Below are 19,944 nucleotides of genomic sequence, written 5' to 3'. Positions count from 1 at the left end.
TTTTTACACGTTTCTTTCGATGATAGGTAACTTAATAAATAATTTTTTTTCCAACTTACCTAGCTGTGAATTTTTGTACCACATACCATAGTTAATTTTGATTATGAATACTCTTCCTGCTTTAAATTTAGTTAAATCTCTAGAAAGTTCTGCTACAGAAACACCAAATTCTCAACCCATTTATGCCCTAATTTCAGTTCATGGCGACCCGACAGCTGAAATTGGTAAAGAAGGGGCAGGTGGTCAAAATGTCTATGTGCGAGAATTGGGATTAGCATTAGCAAAACGCGGCTGTCAGGTTGATATGTTTACCCGACGCGAATACCCCGACCAAGAAGAAATTGTGGAATTAGCACCAGGGTGTCGCACTATTCGTTTAAATGCTGGGCCAGCAGAATTCATTACTAGAAACGATTTATTTGAATATTTACCAGAATTTGTAGAAGCTTGGCTGAATTTTCAACAACGAACAGGGCGCAACTATGCCTTGATTCATACTAACTATTGGCTTTCTGCTTGGGTAGGATTAGAACTTAAATCTCGATTGGGACTACCTCAAGTTCATACCTATCACTCTATAGGTGCAGTTAAATACCGCAATATAGAGAATCCGCCGCCGATTGCTGCAATTCGTAATTGTGTAGAGAGGGCAATTTTAGAACAAGCGGATTATGTAATATCTACTAGCCCTCAAGAAGCGGAAGATTTACGTCAGTTAATTTCGCAAGATGGTCGTATTAAAGTCATTCCCTGCGGAATTAATACTAAACACTTTGGTTCTGTCAGTAAAGAAGTTGCTCGCCAACAGTTGGGAATTGATGCAGATTCTCAGATAATCTTGTATGTAGGACGTTTTGACCCTCGCAAGGGAGTTGAAACCCTAGTTAAAGCTTGCGCCAATTTGCCTTCAGCATTTCAACTCTATCTAGTTGGTGGTAGTCGTGAAGATGGAGCAGACTTTAAAGAACAACAACGCATTGAAACTTTGGTGAACGACCTGGGATTAGAAGCCGTTACAGTTTTCACTGGACGAATTTCTCAAGCGCTGTTACCTGTTTACTATGCCGCAGGGGATATCTGCATTGTACCGAGTTACTACGAACCTTTTGGTTTAGTGGCGATTGAAGCAATGGCAGCTGGAACACCCGTAATTGCGAGTAATGTGGGAGGATTGCAGCATACGGTGGTGCATGGTGAAACCGGATTTTTAGTTCCTCCTCGTGATTTTAAAGCATTGGCGATCGCTATTCATAGTCTATTACAAAACCCAACTCTAAAACAAAGCTATGGCAATGCTGCACAAAATTGGGTTCAGTCTCGTTTTAGCACTCAGGGAGTTGCTACCCAAGTCCAAGAACTCTATCAATCTTTAACACTTGATACATTTGTTCAAGAAATTATTCAAACTAAAAAGTTAACTCCAGATTTAGAAAGACAAATCCAAAATTTATTGAAATCAAAAGTTTTGAAATCCAACGAAATTAAAGCTCTAGAAAAATTAATTGACTCTTTTTCTAATGACATTGTGCAGTGGGCAACCAGTTAAATGATATCGTGTCCGGTTAAAGAGAGATCGTTAAGAGCGCAGTTGTTCCTGAGAGCAGGCTTACCGTAACTTGTGCCGAGCAGAATCGGAAGGAGCCGAACGAGAGCAGAGGGAAAGAGGTTTATCAATACTGTACTATTTTAGTGAAAGCAAACAAATATGAAACTGCTTTTGGTGATTGAATTAGATAATACCTTGGTTGGTAACAATCGAGCTATTGCTGTTTTAAATCAAAGGCTAGAAGCTATACGCAATAAGATTTACTTAGTCTATGTTACTGGTCGCTCTTATGCTTCTAGTCGCCGGGTGATAGCAAAAGCACGGCTTTTGAAACCCGATTATTTAATCGCTAGTGTAGGTACTGAAATTTATCAACAGGGTGTGCTTTTAGAAAAAGATTGGGTAAATCAAATCTCAAAAGATTGGGATTGGGATGCAGTTTGGACAATTACTAGTTACTTTCCGGCACTGATACCTCAACCCGATAGCGAACAAACTCCCTATAAATTAAGCTTTTGCCTAGATATGGATGCGCCGCTTGAGGTTATCCATGATTTGCAGGATTTGTTAACTTTTACTGGATTGCAGTCTGAGGTGATTTTTAGCAATGGGCGGGACGTTGATATCATACCCAAGAACAGTAACAAAGGTGAAGCAACTGCATATCTGCAAGAATTGCTGCAAGCGCAATTAGATGCAACCGTTATCTGTGGAGGTTCTGGAAATGACATCAGTTTATTTCAACAGCCATCAGCTGGGATTATCGTTGCTAATGCCCAAACGGAACTTCTATGGTGGTATTACAAGACACATTATCCTTGGCACTTTTTAGCTCACTACCCTGGTGCTACGGGTATTCTTGAAGGATTAATTTATTTTAATATTTTGCCATTTCCTAATAGTTGGAAGGCAATGGGCTACGCCCCACCATAGGCGATGATGCAACCATTCTTTTAGGATGGTTGGACAACAGCACCCACATAGCGATCGCAACCTATTCCAAATTGACTTTGAATGTAAAAAATTGCCCCGCACTTAGCTTCTATAAATGCGGGGATATTTCATTAGCAGTTATCTCAAAGCCATTTAGCTTTTTCTCTCATGCAACCGCTCATCATTCGTATTAACGTCTAATTCTTCACGACGAACAGTACCTTCGGCTTCAACTGTATCCTGTTCAACTACTTTCTTAATTTTCACTTCCTCACGCAAAACCGCTTCCTTCTGAATATCAGGGGTTTCTTCATAAAGATCCATCCGAGTAACTTCTCCTTCACGGAAGTTAGCCTCAGCAGACGATACAGTTCTACCAGCTTCGTTTGGAGTAGTGCGTTCAATAATTACGCGTTCTTTTTCAACTGGTACAGCAACCCTTGCCGTCTCAGTTTCAACATGTTTGCCAACAGATACTTCTCCTGTCTTAACACGAGATTTATTGGCAACTAAACGTTCTTCGTATAGTTTCAGGTTTTGATGATCCTGCTGATTCATATCGTAAAGATTTGGTTCATCTTCATACGTATATGTATTGCGATCGGGAGTAATTCTTGCGCGATCGCTAGAGGCTGGTGGAGCATCTACAGGTATCGATGTCTCTACAGGTGTTGAGGTACTTAAAGGTGCTTGTCTTACTGGAGTACGATAAACTCCACGCACCCGTTCCTCATAATCGTAATCAACATGTTCCAAATCATTAAAATCTGGTAAACTTTTTACTTGCTCCTTCGTCAACCCAATAGCATACACACGTCTATCGCTATAGCTTATTCGGGAACGCCCAATTGGTAACAATACTTGTCTACCAAAGAACCAAAAACCTGTGTCAACAACTAAATAGCGGAAATGACCCGAATCATCCACCAAGATGTGTTTGACAGTCCCAACTTTATCGTCGTTTATATCTGAATAGACATCAAAATCCCTAACTTCATAGCTATCAAAATCTGCATCACTATAGTTACCAGCAAAGTCTTCGAGTTTATATAAAGCCATATTCTTTTTTCTCCTACATTTATCTATATTTACAATTGTAAAAATATAATTTTTTACTCCTTCTTTCTAAAGAAAGATATTAATGTCTAAAAAATCATTACTGTGGAATTAATGGGTTCAAAAAATTAGGTTTAATTAAACCACAAGTAAACGTTTGCATAAGATTGTAGAGGCTTACAAATAAGTTGTTAGACCTGAAATCAGCAAAAATCTCGGAGAAATTCGCACTTATTGAGCCTTTTATTTGTTGATCGGAGTACGAACAATATACTGATTAACAGGTAAATTAATAGCAACTGGTTCTATCTTTCCTTGGGAAACTAAAGTTTGATAAACTAAAGCCGTAATCTCTCCTCTAGTTGCAGGTTTACTTGGATTAAAAACTTTAGGATTTGGATAGTTGACTACTATATTTGCTTGAGTTGCGGCTGCTACATCTCCAACTGCATATTGCGGAATCTTATTGGCATCTGCGTAAGTGTTAGTAATAATAAATGACGCAGGACGGTTAAGATTCACAGCATTAGCTGGTACAGCCTGGGCTTTTGATATGAATAAAGGCTGCATTAGAGTAGTAACAGCAAGCGGCATTAAAATACGTCTTTTTACAGGTTTTTGTGCGATTTTTTGAGTAACTACTCTTTGCGTAACTGTAGGTACAGTAACTGCTGATGTACCACTAGTTAGATTCAGACCTTTGTTTAAAGCAACTATTGCCTCAACCTTAGAAACGGATTGATTGGGACGAAAGTAACCACCAGGATAACCTGCCATAAATCCTTGTTGATATGCTTCTTCGATGGGACGAGTAGCCCAATAGTTAGTAGGAACATCTTTATATACAGCACCACTTTCTATCTGGCGAGTTGGTGGTTGATCAAAAGCTTTACGAATAATTGCTGCAAACTCATCTCGGTCTACTGGTTGTTCTGGTCGAAATGTACCATCAGGATATCCAGTTACAATATTTCTTGCAGCCAAACCTCGAATAAATGGCTGTGCCCAGTAATTAGGTTGAACATCACTAAAGGTAGTTGTAGGGGAAGATTGAGCAGATGTTTCTAATGCTCCAACTGCTAGTACTGTTAAATTTAAAGTTAGTAAAGATACACCTGCTGACACTAATTTAGTTAACTGTGTCACGATCCGTGCCTCCTGTTTTCTCAATTATTCATTATTTCTAATACTTCAATAGTTATTAAAAAATAGTGGAAATTTAGTGGAGAAATTTATCATGCAGCTTCAAATACTACTAAAGACTGACTATGCTTATTACTTTAGGTATAGATAACGCAACAATGAAAATATTAACAACGTTAATGTTTTATTAAGGGCTTATATTAATAGAATAATTTTATAGCAATCTTATTTGAGTTGTGAAAAATATAGATTAGGAAACGAACCGCATACCCCTTTGGGGAAGCAAGCTACGCGCAGCTTCTCGTAAGAGTTGGACGCAAAGCAAAGAAAGAAGAAAGAGAGATATAATTTTCACGAATGATTTAGGACTGGTATAAATCTAAGTAATAAAATCTAAAGCTTGCTTTCGAGAAGAAAAATATAGCAGAGTTCTCCACGGCTTTTCCACTATTTAGATTTAATCTAAGTCTCAAACGATAAATTAATGAAATTTTCCTTATATAACTTTTTTGCTACCTTGACTACCAGTCATTTTACTATGTAACCATTTTACGGATAAAAATTAAGTGTTAATTGAATATGAGATACATCTTTCAAAAAATCTTTCTTTGGATAGTAGAGTTATTGTTTGAAAACGCAAGATGGTTAGCCGTAGGAGGGTAGAATGCGTCAACTCATTATCCAAGTACCACGGGGAAATGGAAAAGCTGTTATTGATATTGCCAAATCTCATAACGGCACAAATCTGGCTCGATTTGAAGGAAATGCTGAAGAACCGATTGATGTGGTGATTGTTCACGTTTCTAATCGAGAAGTTGGCAAAGTTCTGGACAAGTTGCAAGACTTGCCCAAAGTACAAATCACGCTAATACCAACTGGTGTGATGACTCTGCAACCCCCTGCATCAGAAGCGCCGCAACAAGTTGTAGATGTGGAAGAACGCAGTCCGATTGAGATTTTTCTTTCTGGTTTGCAAAGTGTTGGCTCTTGGCGAGGTTTTCTTGGTTATGCAGCACTGGCAGGCTTTGTAGTCTGGATTGGCTTGTATACGAATACAGCTTACTTGCTGGTGGCGGCAATGCTGATTGCACCGTTTGCAGGCCCGGCCATGAATACAGCGATCGCTACTGCATGGGGCGATCGCAAACTCTTAGGACGGAGTGTTTTACGATATTTTGCCGCTTTAGCAGTCACAATTGCCACTACTTGGCTACTCAGTCTGATATTACAGCAAGAAATTCCCACCAGTTTAATGCTAGACAATAGCCAGATTTCAGCAGTGGCAGTGATTTTGCCATTGGCAGCCGGAGCAGCAGGAGCGCTCAACTTGGTTCAATCAGATCGCAGTAGTTTAGTCTCTGGGGCAGCAACCGGAATGTTAGTCGCCGCTTCCTTAGCTCCACCTGCGGGAATTGTCGGTATGGCTAGTGCAGTTGGCAGATGGGACATGGCAATTTCGGGGCTGTTCTTATTATTTTTGCAACTATGCGGCATTAACTTTTCAGCAGCTTTGTTGTTCCGAATATTCGGGCTATCTGCTCAAGGAACTCGCTATCAGCGTGGTAAAAAACGGGTATTCGGTATTTCCTTAGTGATAACTGTCATCGCATTGGCAGGTTTACTAACTTGGCAGTTCTCTAATTCTCCCAACTTACAACGCTCTAGCCTTGCCCAACGTGCCAACGCCCAAGTTCAGAAAACTGTAGAGCAAGTTGGTTTAGCAAAATTAGTCGAGTCGAATGTCCGCTTTACACGATCCAATATTCAAGGACAGGATACCCTACTATCTGTTATTTATGTGCAGCGTCAACCGGGAGTTACAGCGTCTAGTGAAGAAATACGCTCACGCCTCACCCAATCAATTCAAACCCAATTATTGAAACAGGACTTAAATGTGACACCTCTAGTTGATGTCAACGTACTAGAAACCCCTGCAAGTAAACAATAAAGCCAATTCTCTAAAATTACGAATTACGAATTACGAATTACGAATTAATCTCATGAGTAGATCAAAGCTTTCAGAAAAACAAGCCCTAGAAAAAGAACGTAATGAAGTCTTGCAGCAGTTGGAAGATTGGCTAGAAATTCCAATGCTGGTGCTGGGCTTTGTATGGCTAGCACTATTCATCATCGAGATCATCTGGGGATTAAACTCTTTACTGGAAGCCTTTAGCATCACTATTTGGATTATTTTTATATTAGATTTTTTACTTAAACTAGCGATCGCTCCTCACAAACCTGACTATATCAAAAGCAACTGGCTAACAGCTATTTCTTTAGTGTTGCCAGCATTGCGTACTTTTCGGATTATCCGAGTCGTCCGCGTACTACGAACAGCGCGGGCTGTGCGAGGTTTACAGTTGTTGCGAGTTATGACTCGTGCTAACCGAGGAATGCGGGTTTTAGCAGCAAGTATTAGCCGTAGAGGATTTGGTTATGTTGTGGCATTAACAATGATTGTTACTTTAATAGGAGCAGCAGGAATGTATGCCTTTGAAAACGAAGTTCCAGTGGAATCAGGGCTACACAACTACGGCACTGCTTTATGGTGGACAGCAATGCTAATGACAACGATGGGTTCTGACTATTTGCCCAAAACGCCCGAAGGTCGGGTGCTTTGTTTTTTCTTAGCGTTATATGCGTTTGCCGTGTTTGGTTATGTTACTGCGACTCTGGCGACGTTTTTTATTGGCCGTGATGCTGATGATGATGAAGCAGAGTTAGCTGGAGCGAAATCGATTCAAATGCTTCAGGGTGAAATCGCAGCATTGCGCGGGGAAATTCAAGAATTATTGCATCAAAATTCTGAGCGTTGATGTTAGCAAAAATTACTTAATGAGGAAACTTCATGAATGCAGAAATCTCCGCAGCTTGGGACAAGGTTCAAAGTATGGTTAACGGGTTCATAGCTTTGCTACCGAACATTGTATTAGGGTTAATTGTCTTTATAATCTTTTTGTTTATCGCTAGCAGAATTAAAGTAGTGGTCAAGCGGTTAACTCGCAATCGTCGTTCTGCCCGAAATCTAGGTCTAGTACTAGGAAGGTTAGCGCAGGGATTAACAATTTTGATTGGGTTGTTTATCGCCCTTTCCATTGTGATTCCTACATTTCAAGCTGGTGATTTGATACAACTTTTAGGAATTAGTGGTGTTGCAATTGGTTTTGCTTTCCGCGATATTTTGCAAAATTTCTTAGCTGGAATTTTAATTCTGCTCACTGAACCTTTTCAAATTGATGACCAAATTGTTTTTAAAGGCTTTGAAGGAACGGTCGAAAATATTGAGACACGGGCAACAACAATCAGAACTTATGACGGTCGGCGGATTGTCATTCCAAACTCAGAATTATTTACTAATTCGGTAACTGTAAACACTGCCTTTGATAATCGACGATTAGAGTACGATGTCGGCATTGGCTACAACGACGACATTGACCGTGCCAAGCAGTTAATGCTAGACGCAATGCTTAGTGTAAATGAAGTCTTAAAAGATCCGGCTCCTGATGTACTAGCAATGGAACTAGCCGAAAGCACTGTCAACATCCGGGTGCGTTGGTGGGTTCATCCACCAAGACGCGCAGATAATCTTATTTCGCGGGATAAAGTGATTACTGCAATTAAGAAAACGCTCGTTGCAAACGGCATTGATTTACCCTTCCCAACTCAACAAATTCTGTTCCACGATCAGACGGAAGAGACAGATGGAAACCGCTCTCGTCAGCGTGAAGGTTGGCCCGCAGGTAAAGGTGAAGTACCGAAGCCCCGTCGCATCAGCGATTCGCTCAGGTTACTTGCTCAAGCACGCTCCTCACAAGATAATAACGGCAAAATAGATTCTCAAAGCAACGAACAATGAAAAATGTCAAGATAAGCAAACTGTGGGATCAGCTCCACTCAAGTTACTGGTTCATACCGGCGGTTATGGCGGTAGTAGCTACTGCTTTAGCTTTCACAATGCTTAATCTTGACCGTACAGGTAAGGTAGACATTGATTATTGGTGGATTTATACAGGTGGAGCAGATGGGGCGCGATCGCTGTTAGGATCGGTTGCAGGTTCGATGATTAGCGTTGCTGCTACAGCCTTTTCAATTACAATTGTGGCGCTTCAGTTGGCTGCTTCCAATTTCGGGCCGCGACTTCTGCGTAATTTTATGCAGGATACAGGTAATCAAGTTGTACTAGGCACATTTATTGGTACGTTCATCTACTGCTTGCTTGTACTGCGAACAATTCATGGAGAAGGAGATGGATACGAACAGTATGTGCCACAACTCTCAGTTACAGTCGGCACTTTACTCGCAATTATTAGCATTGGTGTATTAATTTATTTTATCCATCATGCTTCAACCATAATTCAGGCATCTCACGTAATCGAAAATGTTAGTGAGGATTTACATTCAGCAATTAAGCGACTATTTCCAGAAAGAATTGGGCATGGTGAACCAGAACATAGCCTTGGAATTGAAGAAATTCCCATGTCCTTTGAGAAAGAAGCTTTACCGATTCGAGCTAATGACACTGGCTATTTACAAGCAATTGATAATGGGGAATTGATGGAAATTGCTTGTAAACATAATTTGCTAATACGCCTTAAAGTTAGACCGGGAAAATTTCTAATTCAAGGTAGCGATTTAGCCTTGGTTTTTCCTGGAAAAAAAGTAAATAAAAAACTTACCAAACAAATCAATGATGCTTTTATTTTAGGCAAAGAACGTACAGAACAACAGGATATAGAGTTTCCAATCGATCAATTAGTAGAAATTGCTCTGCGTGCCATTTCCCCTGGAATAAACGATCCATTTACTGCAATTCGCTGTATTGATCGAATTAGCGCAGGACTGTGCCACTTGGTTCAAAGAGATTTTCCTTCGCCCTATCGCTACGATAAAAATAAAAAATTGCGCTTCATTGCCGAAGGAGTCGATTTTCAAGGATTGCTCGATCGTGCTTTTAACCAAATTCGGCAGTATGGAAAGTCGGATGCAGGAGTAACTATTCGTTTGTTAGAAGCTATAGCTACTATTGCCACCTACACCAAAAATTCTAAATATCAAGTAAGCCTGCGCCATCATGCTGACATGATTTTACAAGATAGCCGTGAGGGACTATCACAAGAACAAGACCGCAAAGATGTAGAAGAAAGTTATTATCAGGTCATTAAAAATTTAAATAATGATGACAATAATAAGGATTGGGATTAATCAGAAGAATAGCGTTTTAAATTAATATTTATGAGGTAATAATTATGAAAATTCTGAATTGGAAAGGTTATCGAATTATCGCATGGATAGGACAGGCTCTACTAACAATTTTTGTTATAGCCGCAGCAGTTCAAGGTAAGTGGTCAAATGCCTTGGGGCTTGCAGTCTTCCTTGTTCTATCCTTTGTGTTTGTCATCCGAGATGATAAATTACCCACTTTATTTGATTTTTTGTTTGTGTTGGCTGCATTGCTCAATGCTACTGGTTGGGTATGGGATTTATTTGGTATGCCAGGCCCCTATGACGAAATTGTTCATGCTTATACGACTTCTGCAATTACCTTAGCACTCAGTTTTTTAGTCTATGGTTCAATGTTGAATATATTTCGGAATCATACACTTTTGTATTTAGTGACAATTACTAGTTTTGGAATTGCTATTGGTGCTTTGTGGGAAGTCACGGAATGGTCTGCTGGTAAAATTCTCAGCACTCAAGTAATTGAAAGCTTGGATGACACCATTATTGATTTAGTTATGGACACTCTTGGTGCTGGATTAGCAGCTTTAATTAGCCTTTGGGCGTTGCGAAACTGGACAAGTCGTAATGCAGAGGCAAATCATTCGCAAACTGAGACATACATTTAGATTACATAATATTTAACACTTGAAATAACGATGAATACATCAAAAAATTATTTTTTGACGCGCAAACTAACAACTCATCTGCTGCTACCTTTTATCGGCATAACGGGAGGATTTTTGAGTAGCTGTTCAACAGATTTTTCTGGAAAAGTTCGTCCTCCAATTGTTACTTCTCCGACAGTTAAGGAAACACAGAATCAAAGTTCGCGCCCTCTAACACCAACTGCTGAGGACAACAATTTTGTGGTTGAAGTTGTCGAAAAAGTAGAACCAGCTGTAGTTCAAATTAATACTTCCCGAACTATCAGAAGCGCAGTACCACAGTTACCTGATACATTAAATGACCCATTTTTTCGGCGCTTTTTTGGTGACACTGTACCAATACAGCCTCAAGAACGAGTAGTGCGCGGTGTAGGCTCTGGTTTTATCATCGATCCCAATGGGCGGATTCTCACCAATGCTCACGTTGTTAACAATGCAGATACGGTGACGGTATCATTTTCTGACGGTCGTACTGTTGAGGGCAAAGTGCTAGGACAAGATACGGTGAGCGATGTTGCAGTTGTGCAAATTCCTGGTAATAACTTACCAGCAGTAGAAATCGCAAATTCCGATACTTTAAAAGCAGGACAATGGGCAGTTGCGATCGGTAATCCTTTAGGTTTACAACAAACGGTAACAGTAGGTGTTATAAGTGCGATCAACCGTTCCTTAAATCTCTCCACCAGACCTAGCAGCTATATTCAAACCGACGCAGCAATTAACCCCGGAAATTCAGGCGGGCCACTCTTAAATGCTCGCGGTCAAGTGATAGGCGTTAACACTGCAATTATCCAAGGTGCTGAAGGTATTGGCTTTGCCATTCCTATAGATACAGCTCAACGAATTGCCCAGCAATTAATTACTCAAGGCAAAGTTGAATATCCTTACTTAGGTCTTCAGATGGTGACATTAACACCCCAAGTGAAGAAAAGAGTCAAGGATTATCCAAACAGTAACGTCCGCATTGTAGCAGAGCAAGGAATTCTTATTATTCGCGTTATTCCTAATTCTCCTGCTGCCAGAATCGGATTGCGCCCAGGAGATGTTATTCTCAAAATTAACAATCAACCCGTTACTACGTCTGAAGAAGTTCAGCAAATTATTGAAAAGAATGGCTTAAATAATAACTTACAAATCCAAGTGCTACGCAACGCACAGAACTTAGCATTTACAGTAAAACCTGAACCACTGGCATCTCCAAACAACATCCGGCCTTAAGTTTGTAAAGTAGATAATGTTTACCTTAATTTTTCACTGCTTTCAACAGATGATTCGGACTTTGTTCCACGATCGCAATCGTTCTAGTCCTATAGGCATAATATTACCAAATTGTTGTAATTGGTCAATAAGACGCGGCACAATCAGTGTAAATAAACCGACTAAAACGACCAATAAGAGAATAACTGATATGGCAACTGCAATGCCTCGCTTAATGCGAAATCTTTGAAAAAACCTCACTAGTTGATTTAGGACTGTAGCTAAAACCACTGCTGCAAATACCACCAAAAGTATTTGTCGAATTTGCCATAAAATATAAAGAGATATAACAAGAGCGAGAAACCCGATCAATTGTCCGAAGCGCACAATTCGCCCCTCATAACCTTTGGTATAAACTTATTTCTTATTTAATAAGCCATGCTTCTAACTAGTTATCTTCGCTTTACAAAATTCAATATACAAGTGATTAGCTGTGATTTTTTAGCAGCTTTGCTTAGACAAGCATTAGCACCAAGCGCAAAGATTTGCTCAACAATATCTCCTAATAAATTATCAACCAGAAACAGTACTGGTAAAAACTTCCAGTACGGATCGTTACGTACTACCTGACAAAGTTCAATGCCATTAATATGAGGCATTTCCACATCTAAAATTAACAAATCTGGAGAAAATTCTGTCAGAGTATCCCAGAAGTAGCGTGGATCTTCAAGAATTTTTAGAGTAAGTCCTAAAGCTTCTAAAGATTGTTGTATAACAATTAATGTCTGTGGGTCATCGTCTACAATCATGATTCTCGCTTTAGTAATACGAGTTTGCTGTAAAACTTGGGCCACTGACTCCAAAATTTCGTTAGGAGGCATGGATTTTTGCAAAAAACCACGTCCGCCAGATCGTGCAACCTCTAGGCGTAGGCGAAGCCCGCCGCAGGCATCGCTAAAATTATTTCGTTCTGTAAAAACTAACACAGGTATTTGTGGTGTTTGCTGGGATAATTCTGTTATTAACTTCAAACTATCTTTCTCAATATCAAGATCGAGTAGCACCACATCAGGATTTAAAGATATGATTATACTTCTGGCGGTGGCGATATTAGTAGCAATCTTAACTTGTAGTTCCTGGTTCTCAGCCTCATTTCTCAATTCCTCAACTACTTGTTGATCATTACTAATTACTAATAGTAGATTTTGGGTTTGTTCAACTGGGCTTTTTTCTAGCTCTCGTTGCAACTCCATCAAGAGCTTATCTAAATAAAAACATTTAGCTTGGCTAATAAATTTTTTAGTTTGAAATAAATCTTCTATCTCATTGGCTAATAACGAACCTTTGGGAAAGCCAAAGCTACCCAAAGAGCCAGCTAGTTTGTGAGCTTCTTGCTCTGCTTTTTGCCGCAATTGAGCGTCAAGTGTACCTTTTCTTAAAGCATCAGCCGCTAGTTTCAATACTGCAATACGCGAACCAACCTTAGCTGTGAAATTTTCCCGCTCTTGAGAAATGGCTGTTAGTAGAATTTGCTGCTGCTTTAAATCTATTTCCGGCTCAGGTTTCGGGCAACTTTGCTCACGATCTAGAGCTTTTAAACGATAACCCATTCCATAGATAGTTTCTATAAAATCATAGTTAGCACCTGCTGCTTTTAGCTTTTGCCGTAAACTTTTGATATGAGATTTAATCGTATTTTCTTCAGGTGGATCTTTTTCAGCACTCCAAAGTTGATCTACAATCGCACTCCGGCTAAAGATGCGCTGGTTGTTGCGTAAAAAAAGGTCTAAAAGGCTAAATTCTTTTGCTGTTAAATTTAGAGAAATGTCCGCATAAGTCACTTCACAAGTACTAGGATCGAGACGCAAGGCTCCCCATTCTAAAACTGGAGGTAAAGAAGTATTTCCCCGACGTAATAAAGCACGAATCCGAGCTGATAACTCTTGAAAATCAAACGGTTTGACTACATAATCATCTGCTCCGGCATCTAAACCGATAACTTTATCAGTTTTAGTCTCTTTTGCCGTTAAAAGAAGAATCAGCATTTGATAACCTGACTGCCGTAATTGCCGACAAAGACTTATGCCATCTAGCTTTGGCAGAACAATATCTAACAAAATCAGGTCATAGTTACAGACATTAACTAATTCCCAACCAGCTTCACCATCAGCAGCAATATCAACCACATAATTTTGTTTGGTAAGATATCTTGCTACAGCTTGAGCAAGCAAATCATCGTCTTCAACCAACAGAATTCTCATGAAAATGTTTGCTTGTAGAAGCAACCTTGAGTGCTGTAATCAAATTTCTATAACTTAGGTTATCCCCTTTTCAGTTTTATATGACATCTATCAAAGGCAAGGTTTGAGCAACAGATTCGCCCCACCTAATACCAATTCAATTAATGATTGCAATACATCCTTGGGTAAAGACGCGATGAATCGCGTCTCTACAATCGCTCAATTTCTGATTTTGCTATATTTAAATAATTGCTCAGATTTTATCAGACATTTTACCCAGGCTGGCAACAACGGCAATTAACTCAGCTGCTCTAACTGGTTTCGCAATATGTAGCTGAAACCCTGCTGCTAATGCCTCTTTGTAATCTTCTACCCTGGCATATCCCGTCAGTGCAACAGCAGGAATCCGCCCGCCTCGTTCTGCTTCAATTTCTCTGATTTTACGCATCAGCGCGTAGCCATCCTCGCCTGGCATCCCAATGTCGCTGATTAACACATCTGGATGTAATTCTTCTAGTGCCTCAAGTGCCTGTCTTGTAGAGCTAAAAGTACTAACTGTCGCTCCAGACTCTTCGAGTACTGCGGTAATCCACTGCCGCACATCCGCCTCGTCATCTACAACCAGCACTCGCAAGTTGGTAAGTGGATTGGGGGATGAGGGAGATGGGGGAGATAAGGGGGAAAGACTTTCTCCTCTGCTTTCTTCTAAAATGGGTAATTTGACTGTAAATGTTGCACCTTGCCCTATTCCTTGGCTTTGGGCTTGGATTGTGCCACCATGCAGCTCTACCACATGACGAGCGATCGCTAGCCCTAAACCTAGTCCTTTATCTGAGCGAGTATGACTACTATCTGCTTGGCAAAAGCGCTCAAATACATGAGGTAGAAAGTCAGCACTGATACCCTTACCCGTATCACTGACTTGAATTTGAACATAGTTAAGAATTGAGGGTTGGGAAAACTCTTCCTCACTCCCCACTTCCTTTGACAACTGCACCTTAATTCGTCCGTCGTTGGGTGTAAATTTAATTGCATTGGTGAGTAAATTTAACACAACTTGTTGCAAGCGATCTGAATCACCCGAAATTTTTTCTATTGAAGTATCAAGTATAGTTTCAATTTGAATACTCTTAGCATCTGCCAATGATTGTACAACCTCGATCGCGGCTGTAATTACTTCTACTAAATCTACTAAATCAATGGAGAGTGAAAGTTCTCCTCTAACAATCCGCGAAATATCAAGTAAGTCTTCAATAAGTTGCATTTGCAAATTAGCATTGCGTTCAATTATCTCCAGTGCAAGAGTTACTTTGGCTTCATCTAGCGCACCCGTTTGCAACATCCCTGCCCAACCGATAATTGCAGTCATGGGGGTACGTAATTCATGGGATACTATTGCTAAAAATTCATCTTTGGAACGGTTTGCAGCTTCTGCTGCACTTTGCGCCGCTTCGCTAACAGCGCGTGCGGCTTGTTCTCGTAGCAGCAGTTGCTCTTTTTCTTCCTCGGCTTGTTTGCGCTCAGTAATATCTTGCATAATTTTAGAAAAGCCGCGCAGATTTCCATTTTCATCTCGTAAAGGTGTGATTACACAATGCGCCCAGAAAAATGTACTATCTTTACGGAGATGCAAACGATTTTCCTTAGAAAAACCCTCAGTTACGGCTTTTGTTAATGCTTGTTGTGGTTGTCCACGCTCAATTGCTTCTGGTGAAAAAATTCGCTCAAAAGGTTGACCAATAATTTCTGCTTCTTGATAGCCTAAAATACGTTCGGCTCCAATGTTCCAACTAGTAAAGTTACCGTTTGGATCTAGCATAAAAATTGCGTAATTAGTTACTCCTTCTATTAGCAATCGATAACGTTCTTCACTTTGACGCAGAGTGTCTTGAATTTGACGTAGAGACTCGTAATTTTGCTGGGCGGCTCGCGCGTTTTTCTGAGCTTGCGATCGCGCCTCACGCAGTGCGGTGTTAAGTAATGTAATCAACACTGCTACCAGCACAAACTGAACCAACCCTATTACACTGAACCCAGTAACAGCTAGAGAATGAAAAGGGAGCAAAAGGAAGTAGGCGCAGACTATGGCAGACAAAAAAGTTGCCAACAATCCTGGGTTTAAGCCACCATACCAGGAGCTAACCATGACAGCAGCTAAAAACAGTGGGTAAATAGAATTCAGCCTGTGTAGCTGCCATAGAAGCAGTGTCAGCAGTAAAGCTAGTAAAACCGTTAAGAATGCAATGCTATAGCCTTTTAGCTGCGATGACCTCCGGTCGGTCGGAGACCATCGCCCAAGGCGGGGCGAAGCCCATCGCGTCAATCTCCACATTTTCTATTATTTTTGATTATGCCATCTGTTTATTAAACTTCTACTCTAGTTTTCCACTTTCAAGTTTTACCATTAAAAATTAATCTTAAGAGGATGGTAGCTTTAAACAATGCCCCTCATTACATTGGAATAATTAAAGCACTAAGTAATAATAATTTAAAACAGGAAGATAATAACGATGACCTCTAAGCAAATCTTAGTTATTGATGATGAAGATGACATCCGTCAATTGATTCAGACTTGTCTAGAAATAATGGGAGGCTGGAAGGTATTGACTGCTACTTCAGGTAATCAAGGATTAATCTTAGCTCAGTCATCTCAACCCGATGCTATCCTTTTGGACGTAATGATGCCTGATATGGATGGTTTGACAACTTTTCAAAAACTACAAGCTAATCAAATAACTAAACACATACCTGTGATTTTACTTACAGCCAGAGGACGTAATAATGACAAAAACCTATTTAATAATCTAGCTGTCAGAGGCATAATCAGTAAACCATTTAATCCTCAGAAACTAGCTGTTCAAGTAGCAGCAGCCCTGAGCCTGAGCTAAAGTATATTACAAAATCTGGTGTTTCCAGTTTAGCTATTCCTAAATTATTTGTGGTAATTTAGATGCCAGAGATAAGATTGTTGTAGTCTCTCTACTTTAGGATAGATTTGCTTTAAAAAAAGGTCTATCTATAGTTTTGGTAGTCTCTTTCTGAAGTCGTAGCTTTTTCCGAAAACATATATCCTCCACTAGTTTTCCACTTTTACTCTCTAATTTAGAACTAAATCAATAAATAGTAGTTCTGAATTTAAGATAAATTATTTTCAGTAAAACAACTAAATATTTATTTCAAAAATTAAATACATTAATTTAGTGAGTTTTATTATATAGATGAAATTAAACTCTAATTTCATCTATTTACTTAAAATATCTACTTAGGGGGTATATGATAAATAATTTAGAATCACTTTCACATCCACCAAGCAAACAAAAATTTGCTGCTACATTGCGTTTAGTAAGTCGAATTAGTTTTTGGGTACAATTAGTACTTGGTGGGATTTCTGGCATTGCTGTATTGTTAGCATACTTTAGCCGTAACATTACTACTCAGACAAGCAATGCAGGTATAGGGTTTGGGATATTTTTGGCTATTGTTGGTATTTTATTGCTGTGTTTTCGAGTCTATTGGGCTTTCCGTTATCGGAAAATGGCTAAACTTTTACAAACACCAAATTCTCAAAACCATCCCAGAAAGGAAGACGTAATTCAAAATTTGCGAATTGGATTACTCGTAAGTTTAGTAGGGTTATTAATAGCTTTTATCGCTTCGGAAGTGACGGTTTCAATCATTTTGGGTAAAGCAGTAGCACAACCTCAAGGTGTCGCAATTTATCAGCCAGAAAATGTAATTCGTTCGCTAGACATTTTTGTAATGTTAGCAAACGTCAACATGATTGGCGCTCACTTTTTTGGGGGAGTTACCTCTCTTGGTCTACTTTATTGGTTAGAAGAGTAGTAAGCGCAATATTGATTTGATTTTGTTAGCTATTGCTATGGAAGTACTAATCTATATCGAAAGTAGTATTTGCCAAATGTATTAGAATTCTCCTCGACTTTTCCACCATTGAGATTTAACCTCAAAATACAGTCTATTTTCATGTCTCCTCTTTTGGTTGAGCGGCTCAACTTTCCCTAAAGTACATAATCAAAAATTTGAATTATTGCAACAAAAAATTAAAAATTCTCTAAATTAAGAATATTTCTCATCTTGCACTAGATGTCACTATTGGGATTTTAAAACAACAAGCAAATATAAAATTATCAGGAGGTATTTATGTACAAGTTCAATCATTCTTCTTTCAAAAAAGTTGGATCGGTAGGAACAATTTTTGGAACATTGCTAATCAGTTTGTCTGCAATGAGTCAATCAGCAGTAGCACAACCGCGAATTTCCCAAATTAATCCTTGCCCTAGAATTTTCTACGAAGAACCACACCGCGATCGAGTTATGGTTCCAGCAGGATGTCCACCGAATGCTGCAACTTTAAGATTTGAAAGACAACAGCGAACTACTGGTTCTCAGAGTATTATGGTTCCTGCCTATCCTATGAATGGAAGACGCACAAATGTTAATGTTATACAACCACCTGCTCCAGAAAGTCGGCAAAGTGCGATCGCAACTATTACACCAACAGCAGGTACAGTCAATGTGAAATTGAAAAATAACACTAACGCTGGTATCTCTTATCAAGCAATTGGTCAGACCCAACCTCGATATCTTGCAGGTGGACAAGAATTTGTCTTACGAAACTTACCAACACCTATCAGTATTACCTTGGTACGTCAAGATGGTGGACTGCTAAAAGTTATGCCCACATCTACTTCTGAAGGGACACTCGGAGTCTCGTTAGATGAAACAACTAATTTCGATGACAATCAAGGCGTATTGAGAATTCAAAAAGATGGCCAAGTCTTTTTGAATTAATATAATTCACCGCAGAAACCTTGAACGCCTTAAAACGCTGATGACAACAAATCAAAACTTTTGTGGTCGTTCAATAATATCAGGTTCAGTTGACAAATTATCACTAGGACTGATGTAAAAGCTTTTAAATAATAAGTCACGATCTGAACCTGATAATTATAGGACTTACGCACGGGTAACGGAAAACGAACCACAGAGGGCGCAGAGTTCACGGAGGAATGAGAGTTTGAGAGGGTTTTTGCGTAAGTCCTAAATTAGTCAACCCAAATGGAGATTTTGAAATGGTTAAATTTATTCAAACTAAATGGAGTTCTAAAGGAACAATTGCTCTAGCAATATCTGCAATGCTACTTGGAAGTTGTACCAATGAATTAGATCAACAGGCCGGAGTACCAGAAACCAATGTGACTACAGAAGAAGTCGCAGATAATACAAACGAATTAATCGGTAAAACTGTAACAATTAGAAGTACACCCGTCAGAAAATTGGGGCCGTCAACTTTCACAATTGCCGATAAGCAATTTTTTAGTGCTAAACCAATTTTAGTTGTAAATGCTTCGGGAAAAACTTTCACTCTGCCTACTGACCCAAATACACCAATTCAAGCGACAGGCCCAGTTCGTAAGTTTGTGATTGCAGATATTAATCGAGATTACAACTTGGGCTTAGATCCAAACTTGTACAAAGAGTACGAAACCCAACCTGCAATTATTGCTCAATCAATTGCACTTGCCCCTAAACCAGGTGAAATTACCACAAATCCTCAACTATACTACGGTAAAAATTTGGCAGTGACAGGTGAAGTGGAAAACATTAGAAATGCGAACTCATTCACTCTTGATGAAGACAAATTATTTGGTGGACAAGACTTGTTAGTGATCCGCGCCAGTAATCCGAAAGGAACTGTCAATGAAGGTGAGAAAGTTGCAGTCACAGGTGTGTTGCGCCCGTTTGTTGTAGCTGAATTAGAACGGGATTACGACCTTAAATGGGATTTAACCTTACAAAAGCAGCTAGAAGCAGAATACAGAAATAAACCTGTGTTAGTTGCAACAGACGTATATCCTTCAGCAATTCCGCAATAAGGTATTCTACAGCATTGCCTATCAGGAAAATTTTTCATCAATAGCCT

At 39.5% G+C, this 19,944-nt stretch carries 16 protein-coding genes and 1 pseudogene; 12 read left to right on the top strand and 5 right to left on the bottom strand.

What is annotated here, in order from left to right:
* The first annotated feature begins 103 nt into the window (after positions 1-103).
* Both ACM0OX_RS06135 and ACM0OX_RS06130 read left to right on the top strand, forming a co-directional pair.
* Positions 104-1,546 carry a glycosyltransferase gene (locus ACM0OX_RS06135; RefSeq protein ID WP_414513922.1) on the top strand — a complete coding sequence of 481 codons (1,443 nt, stop codon included), beginning with the start codon at positions 104-106 and terminating at the stop codon, positions 1,544-1,546.
* A gap of 159 nt (positions 1,547-1,705) precedes the next feature.
* Positions 1,706-2,479, top strand: a complete 774-nt coding sequence (locus ACM0OX_RS06130; protein ID WP_414513920.1) for a sucrose-phosphate phosphatase — start codon at positions 1,706-1,708, stop codon at positions 2,477-2,479.
* A 153-nt stretch (positions 2,480-2,632) separates the two neighbouring features.
* On the opposite strand, the gene ACM0OX_RS06125 is transcribed toward ACM0OX_RS06130, so the two are convergent.
* Both ACM0OX_RS06125 and ACM0OX_RS06120 read right to left on the bottom strand, forming a co-directional pair.
* Positions 2,633-3,538 (bottom strand): DUF2382 domain-containing protein, encoded by a 906-nt coding sequence (locus ACM0OX_RS06125; RefSeq protein WP_414513918.1) that lies wholly within the window; start codon positions 3,536-3,538, stop codon positions 2,633-2,635.
* Between the two features lie 240 nt (positions 3,539-3,778).
* Positions 3,779-4,681, bottom strand: a complete 903-nt coding sequence (locus ACM0OX_RS06120; RefSeq protein ID WP_414513916.1) for an S-layer homology domain-containing protein — start codon at positions 4,679-4,681, stop codon at positions 3,779-3,781.
* A 661-nt stretch (positions 4,682-5,342) separates the two neighbouring features.
* On the opposite strand from ACM0OX_RS06120, the gene ACM0OX_RS06115 reads away from it, so the two are divergent.
* The 6 genes from ACM0OX_RS06115 to ACM0OX_RS06090 are packed head-to-tail and all read left to right on the top strand — an operon-like array spanning position 5,343 to position 11,781.
* Positions 5,343-6,626 carry a TIGR00341 family protein gene (locus ACM0OX_RS06115; protein WP_414513915.1) on the top strand — a complete coding sequence of 428 codons (1,284 nt, stop codon included), beginning with the start codon at positions 5,343-5,345 and terminating at the stop codon, positions 6,624-6,626.
* A 52-nt stretch (positions 6,627-6,678) separates the two neighbouring features.
* Positions 6,679-7,494 carry an ion transporter gene (locus ACM0OX_RS06110; protein ID WP_414513913.1) on the top strand — a complete coding sequence of 272 codons (816 nt, stop codon included), beginning with the start codon at positions 6,679-6,681 and terminating at the stop codon, positions 7,492-7,494.
* A gap of 32 nt (positions 7,495-7,526) precedes the next feature.
* On the top strand, positions 7,527-8,534 hold the full coding sequence (locus ACM0OX_RS06105; RefSeq protein WP_414513911.1) for a mechanosensitive ion channel family protein: 1,008 nt from the start codon (positions 7,527-7,529) through the stop codon (positions 8,532-8,534).
* Positions 8,531-9,880: a DUF2254 domain-containing protein gene (locus ACM0OX_RS06100; RefSeq protein WP_414513910.1), complete on the top strand. Its 1,350-nt coding sequence runs from the start codon at positions 8,531-8,533 to the stop codon at positions 9,878-9,880. The genes ACM0OX_RS06105 and ACM0OX_RS06100 overlap by 4 nt, the downstream gene beginning before the upstream one ends.
* Positions 9,881-9,924: 44 nt before the next feature.
* Positions 9,925-10,524, top strand: a complete 600-nt coding sequence (locus ACM0OX_RS06095) for a hypothetical protein (RefSeq protein ID WP_414513908.1) — start codon at positions 9,925-9,927, stop codon at positions 10,522-10,524.
* A gap of 30 nt (positions 10,525-10,554) precedes the next feature.
* Positions 10,555-11,781 carry an HhoA/HhoB/HtrA family serine endopeptidase gene (locus ACM0OX_RS06090; RefSeq protein WP_414513906.1) on the top strand — a complete coding sequence of 409 codons (1,227 nt, stop codon included), beginning with the start codon at positions 10,555-10,557 and terminating at the stop codon, positions 11,779-11,781.
* Between the two features lie 63 nt (positions 11,782-11,844).
* Here the strand turns inward: ACM0OX_RS06090 and ACM0OX_RS06085 are convergent.
* The 3 genes and pseudogenes from ACM0OX_RS06085 to ACM0OX_RS06075 form a co-directional block, all read right to left on the bottom strand.
* Positions 11,845-12,147: pseudogene (locus ACM0OX_RS06085) on the bottom strand (AI-2E family transporter); the annotation flags it as partial.
* 65 nt (positions 12,148-12,212) lie between these two features.
* The gene (locus ACM0OX_RS06080) at positions 12,213-14,021 is read right to left on the bottom strand and encodes a response regulator (RefSeq protein WP_414513904.1); all 1,809 of its coding nucleotides are present in this window, start codon (positions 14,019-14,021) and stop codon (positions 12,213-12,215) included.
* Between the two features lie 232 nt (positions 14,022-14,253).
* Positions 14,254-16,332: an ATP-binding protein gene (locus tag ACM0OX_RS06075; protein WP_414513902.1), complete on the bottom strand. Its 2,079-nt coding sequence runs from the start codon at positions 16,330-16,332 to the stop codon at positions 14,254-14,256.
* Between the two features lie 178 nt (positions 16,333-16,510).
* Here ACM0OX_RS06075 and ACM0OX_RS06070 point away from each other — a divergent pair, with 178 nt between their 5' ends.
* The 4 genes from ACM0OX_RS06070 (at position 16,511) to ACM0OX_RS06055 (ending at position 19,897) form a co-directional block, all read left to right on the top strand.
* A complete protein-coding gene (locus tag ACM0OX_RS06070) occupies positions 16,511-16,888 on the top strand; it encodes a response regulator (protein ID WP_414513900.1) in 378 nt (125 codons plus the stop codon).
* Positions 16,889-17,273: 385 nt separating this feature from the next.
* Positions 17,274-17,843, top strand: a complete 570-nt coding sequence (locus ACM0OX_RS06065) for a DUF3611 family protein (RefSeq protein ID WP_414513899.1) — start codon at positions 17,274-17,276, stop codon at positions 17,841-17,843.
* Between the two features lie 318 nt (positions 17,844-18,161).
* Positions 18,162-18,812 (top strand): hypothetical protein, encoded by a 651-nt coding sequence (locus ACM0OX_RS06060; RefSeq protein ID WP_414513897.1) that lies wholly within the window; start codon positions 18,162-18,164, stop codon positions 18,810-18,812.
* 281 nt (positions 18,813-19,093) lie between these two features.
* Positions 19,094-19,897 carry a hypothetical protein gene (locus tag ACM0OX_RS06055; RefSeq protein WP_414513896.1) on the top strand — a complete coding sequence of 268 codons (804 nt, stop codon included), beginning with the start codon at positions 19,094-19,096 and terminating at the stop codon, positions 19,895-19,897.
* Positions 19,898-19,944 lie beyond the last annotated feature (47 nt).

Origin of the sequence: Nostoc sp. PCC 9305, from assembly GCF_963920915.1 — a bacterium.
GTDB lineage: Bacteria > Cyanobacteriota > Cyanobacteriia > Cyanobacteriales > Nostocaceae > Nostoc.
This window is presented reverse-complemented; position numbering and strand designations above follow the sequence as displayed.

Excerpts from the sequence above, each read along its gene's own strand:
- ACM0OX_RS06090 (WP_414513906.1), top strand. The coding sequence starts at position 10,555 with ATGAATACATCAAAAAATTATTTTTTGACGCGCAAACTAACAACTCAT.
- ACM0OX_RS06135 (WP_414513922.1), top strand. The coding sequence starts at position 104 with ATGAATACTCTTCCTGCTTTAAATTTAGTTAAATCTCTAGAAAGTTCT.
- ACM0OX_RS06070 (WP_414513900.1), top strand. The coding sequence starts at position 16,511 with ATGACCTCTAAGCAAATCTTAGTTATTGATGATGAAGATGACATCCGT.
- ACM0OX_RS06060 (WP_414513897.1), top strand. The coding sequence starts at position 18,162 with ATGTACAAGTTCAATCATTCTTCTTTCAAAAAAGTTGGATCGGTAGGA.
- ACM0OX_RS06080 (WP_414513904.1), bottom strand. The coding sequence starts at position 14,021 with ATGAGAATTCTGTTGGTTGAAGACGATGATTTGCTTGCTCAAGCTGTA.
- ACM0OX_RS06110 (WP_414513913.1), top strand. The coding sequence starts at position 6,679 with ATGAGTAGATCAAAGCTTTCAGAAAAACAAGCCCTAGAAAAAGAACGT.
- ACM0OX_RS06125 (WP_414513918.1), bottom strand. The coding sequence starts at position 3,538 with ATGGCTTTATATAAACTCGAAGACTTTGCTGGTAACTATAGTGATGCA.
- ACM0OX_RS06100 (WP_414513910.1), top strand. The coding sequence starts at position 8,531 with ATGAAAAATGTCAAGATAAGCAAACTGTGGGATCAGCTCCACTCAAGT.
- ACM0OX_RS06065 (WP_414513899.1), top strand. The coding sequence starts at position 17,274 with ATGATAAATAATTTAGAATCACTTTCACATCCACCAAGCAAACAAAAA.
- ACM0OX_RS06055 (WP_414513896.1), top strand. The coding sequence starts at position 19,094 with ATGGTTAAATTTATTCAAACTAAATGGAGTTCTAAAGGAACAATTGCT.
- ACM0OX_RS06130 (WP_414513920.1), top strand. The coding sequence starts at position 1,706 with ATGAAACTGCTTTTGGTGATTGAATTAGATAATACCTTGGTTGGTAAC.
- ACM0OX_RS06075 (WP_414513902.1), bottom strand. The coding sequence starts at position 16,332 with ATGTGGAGATTGACGCGATGGGCTTCGCCCCGCCTTGGGCGATGGTCT.
- ACM0OX_RS06115 (WP_414513915.1), top strand. The coding sequence starts at position 5,343 with ATGCGTCAACTCATTATCCAAGTACCACGGGGAAATGGAAAAGCTGTT.
- ACM0OX_RS06095 (WP_414513908.1), top strand. The coding sequence starts at position 9,925 with ATGAAAATTCTGAATTGGAAAGGTTATCGAATTATCGCATGGATAGGA.
- ACM0OX_RS06105 (WP_414513911.1), top strand. The coding sequence starts at position 7,527 with ATGAATGCAGAAATCTCCGCAGCTTGGGACAAGGTTCAAAGTATGGTT.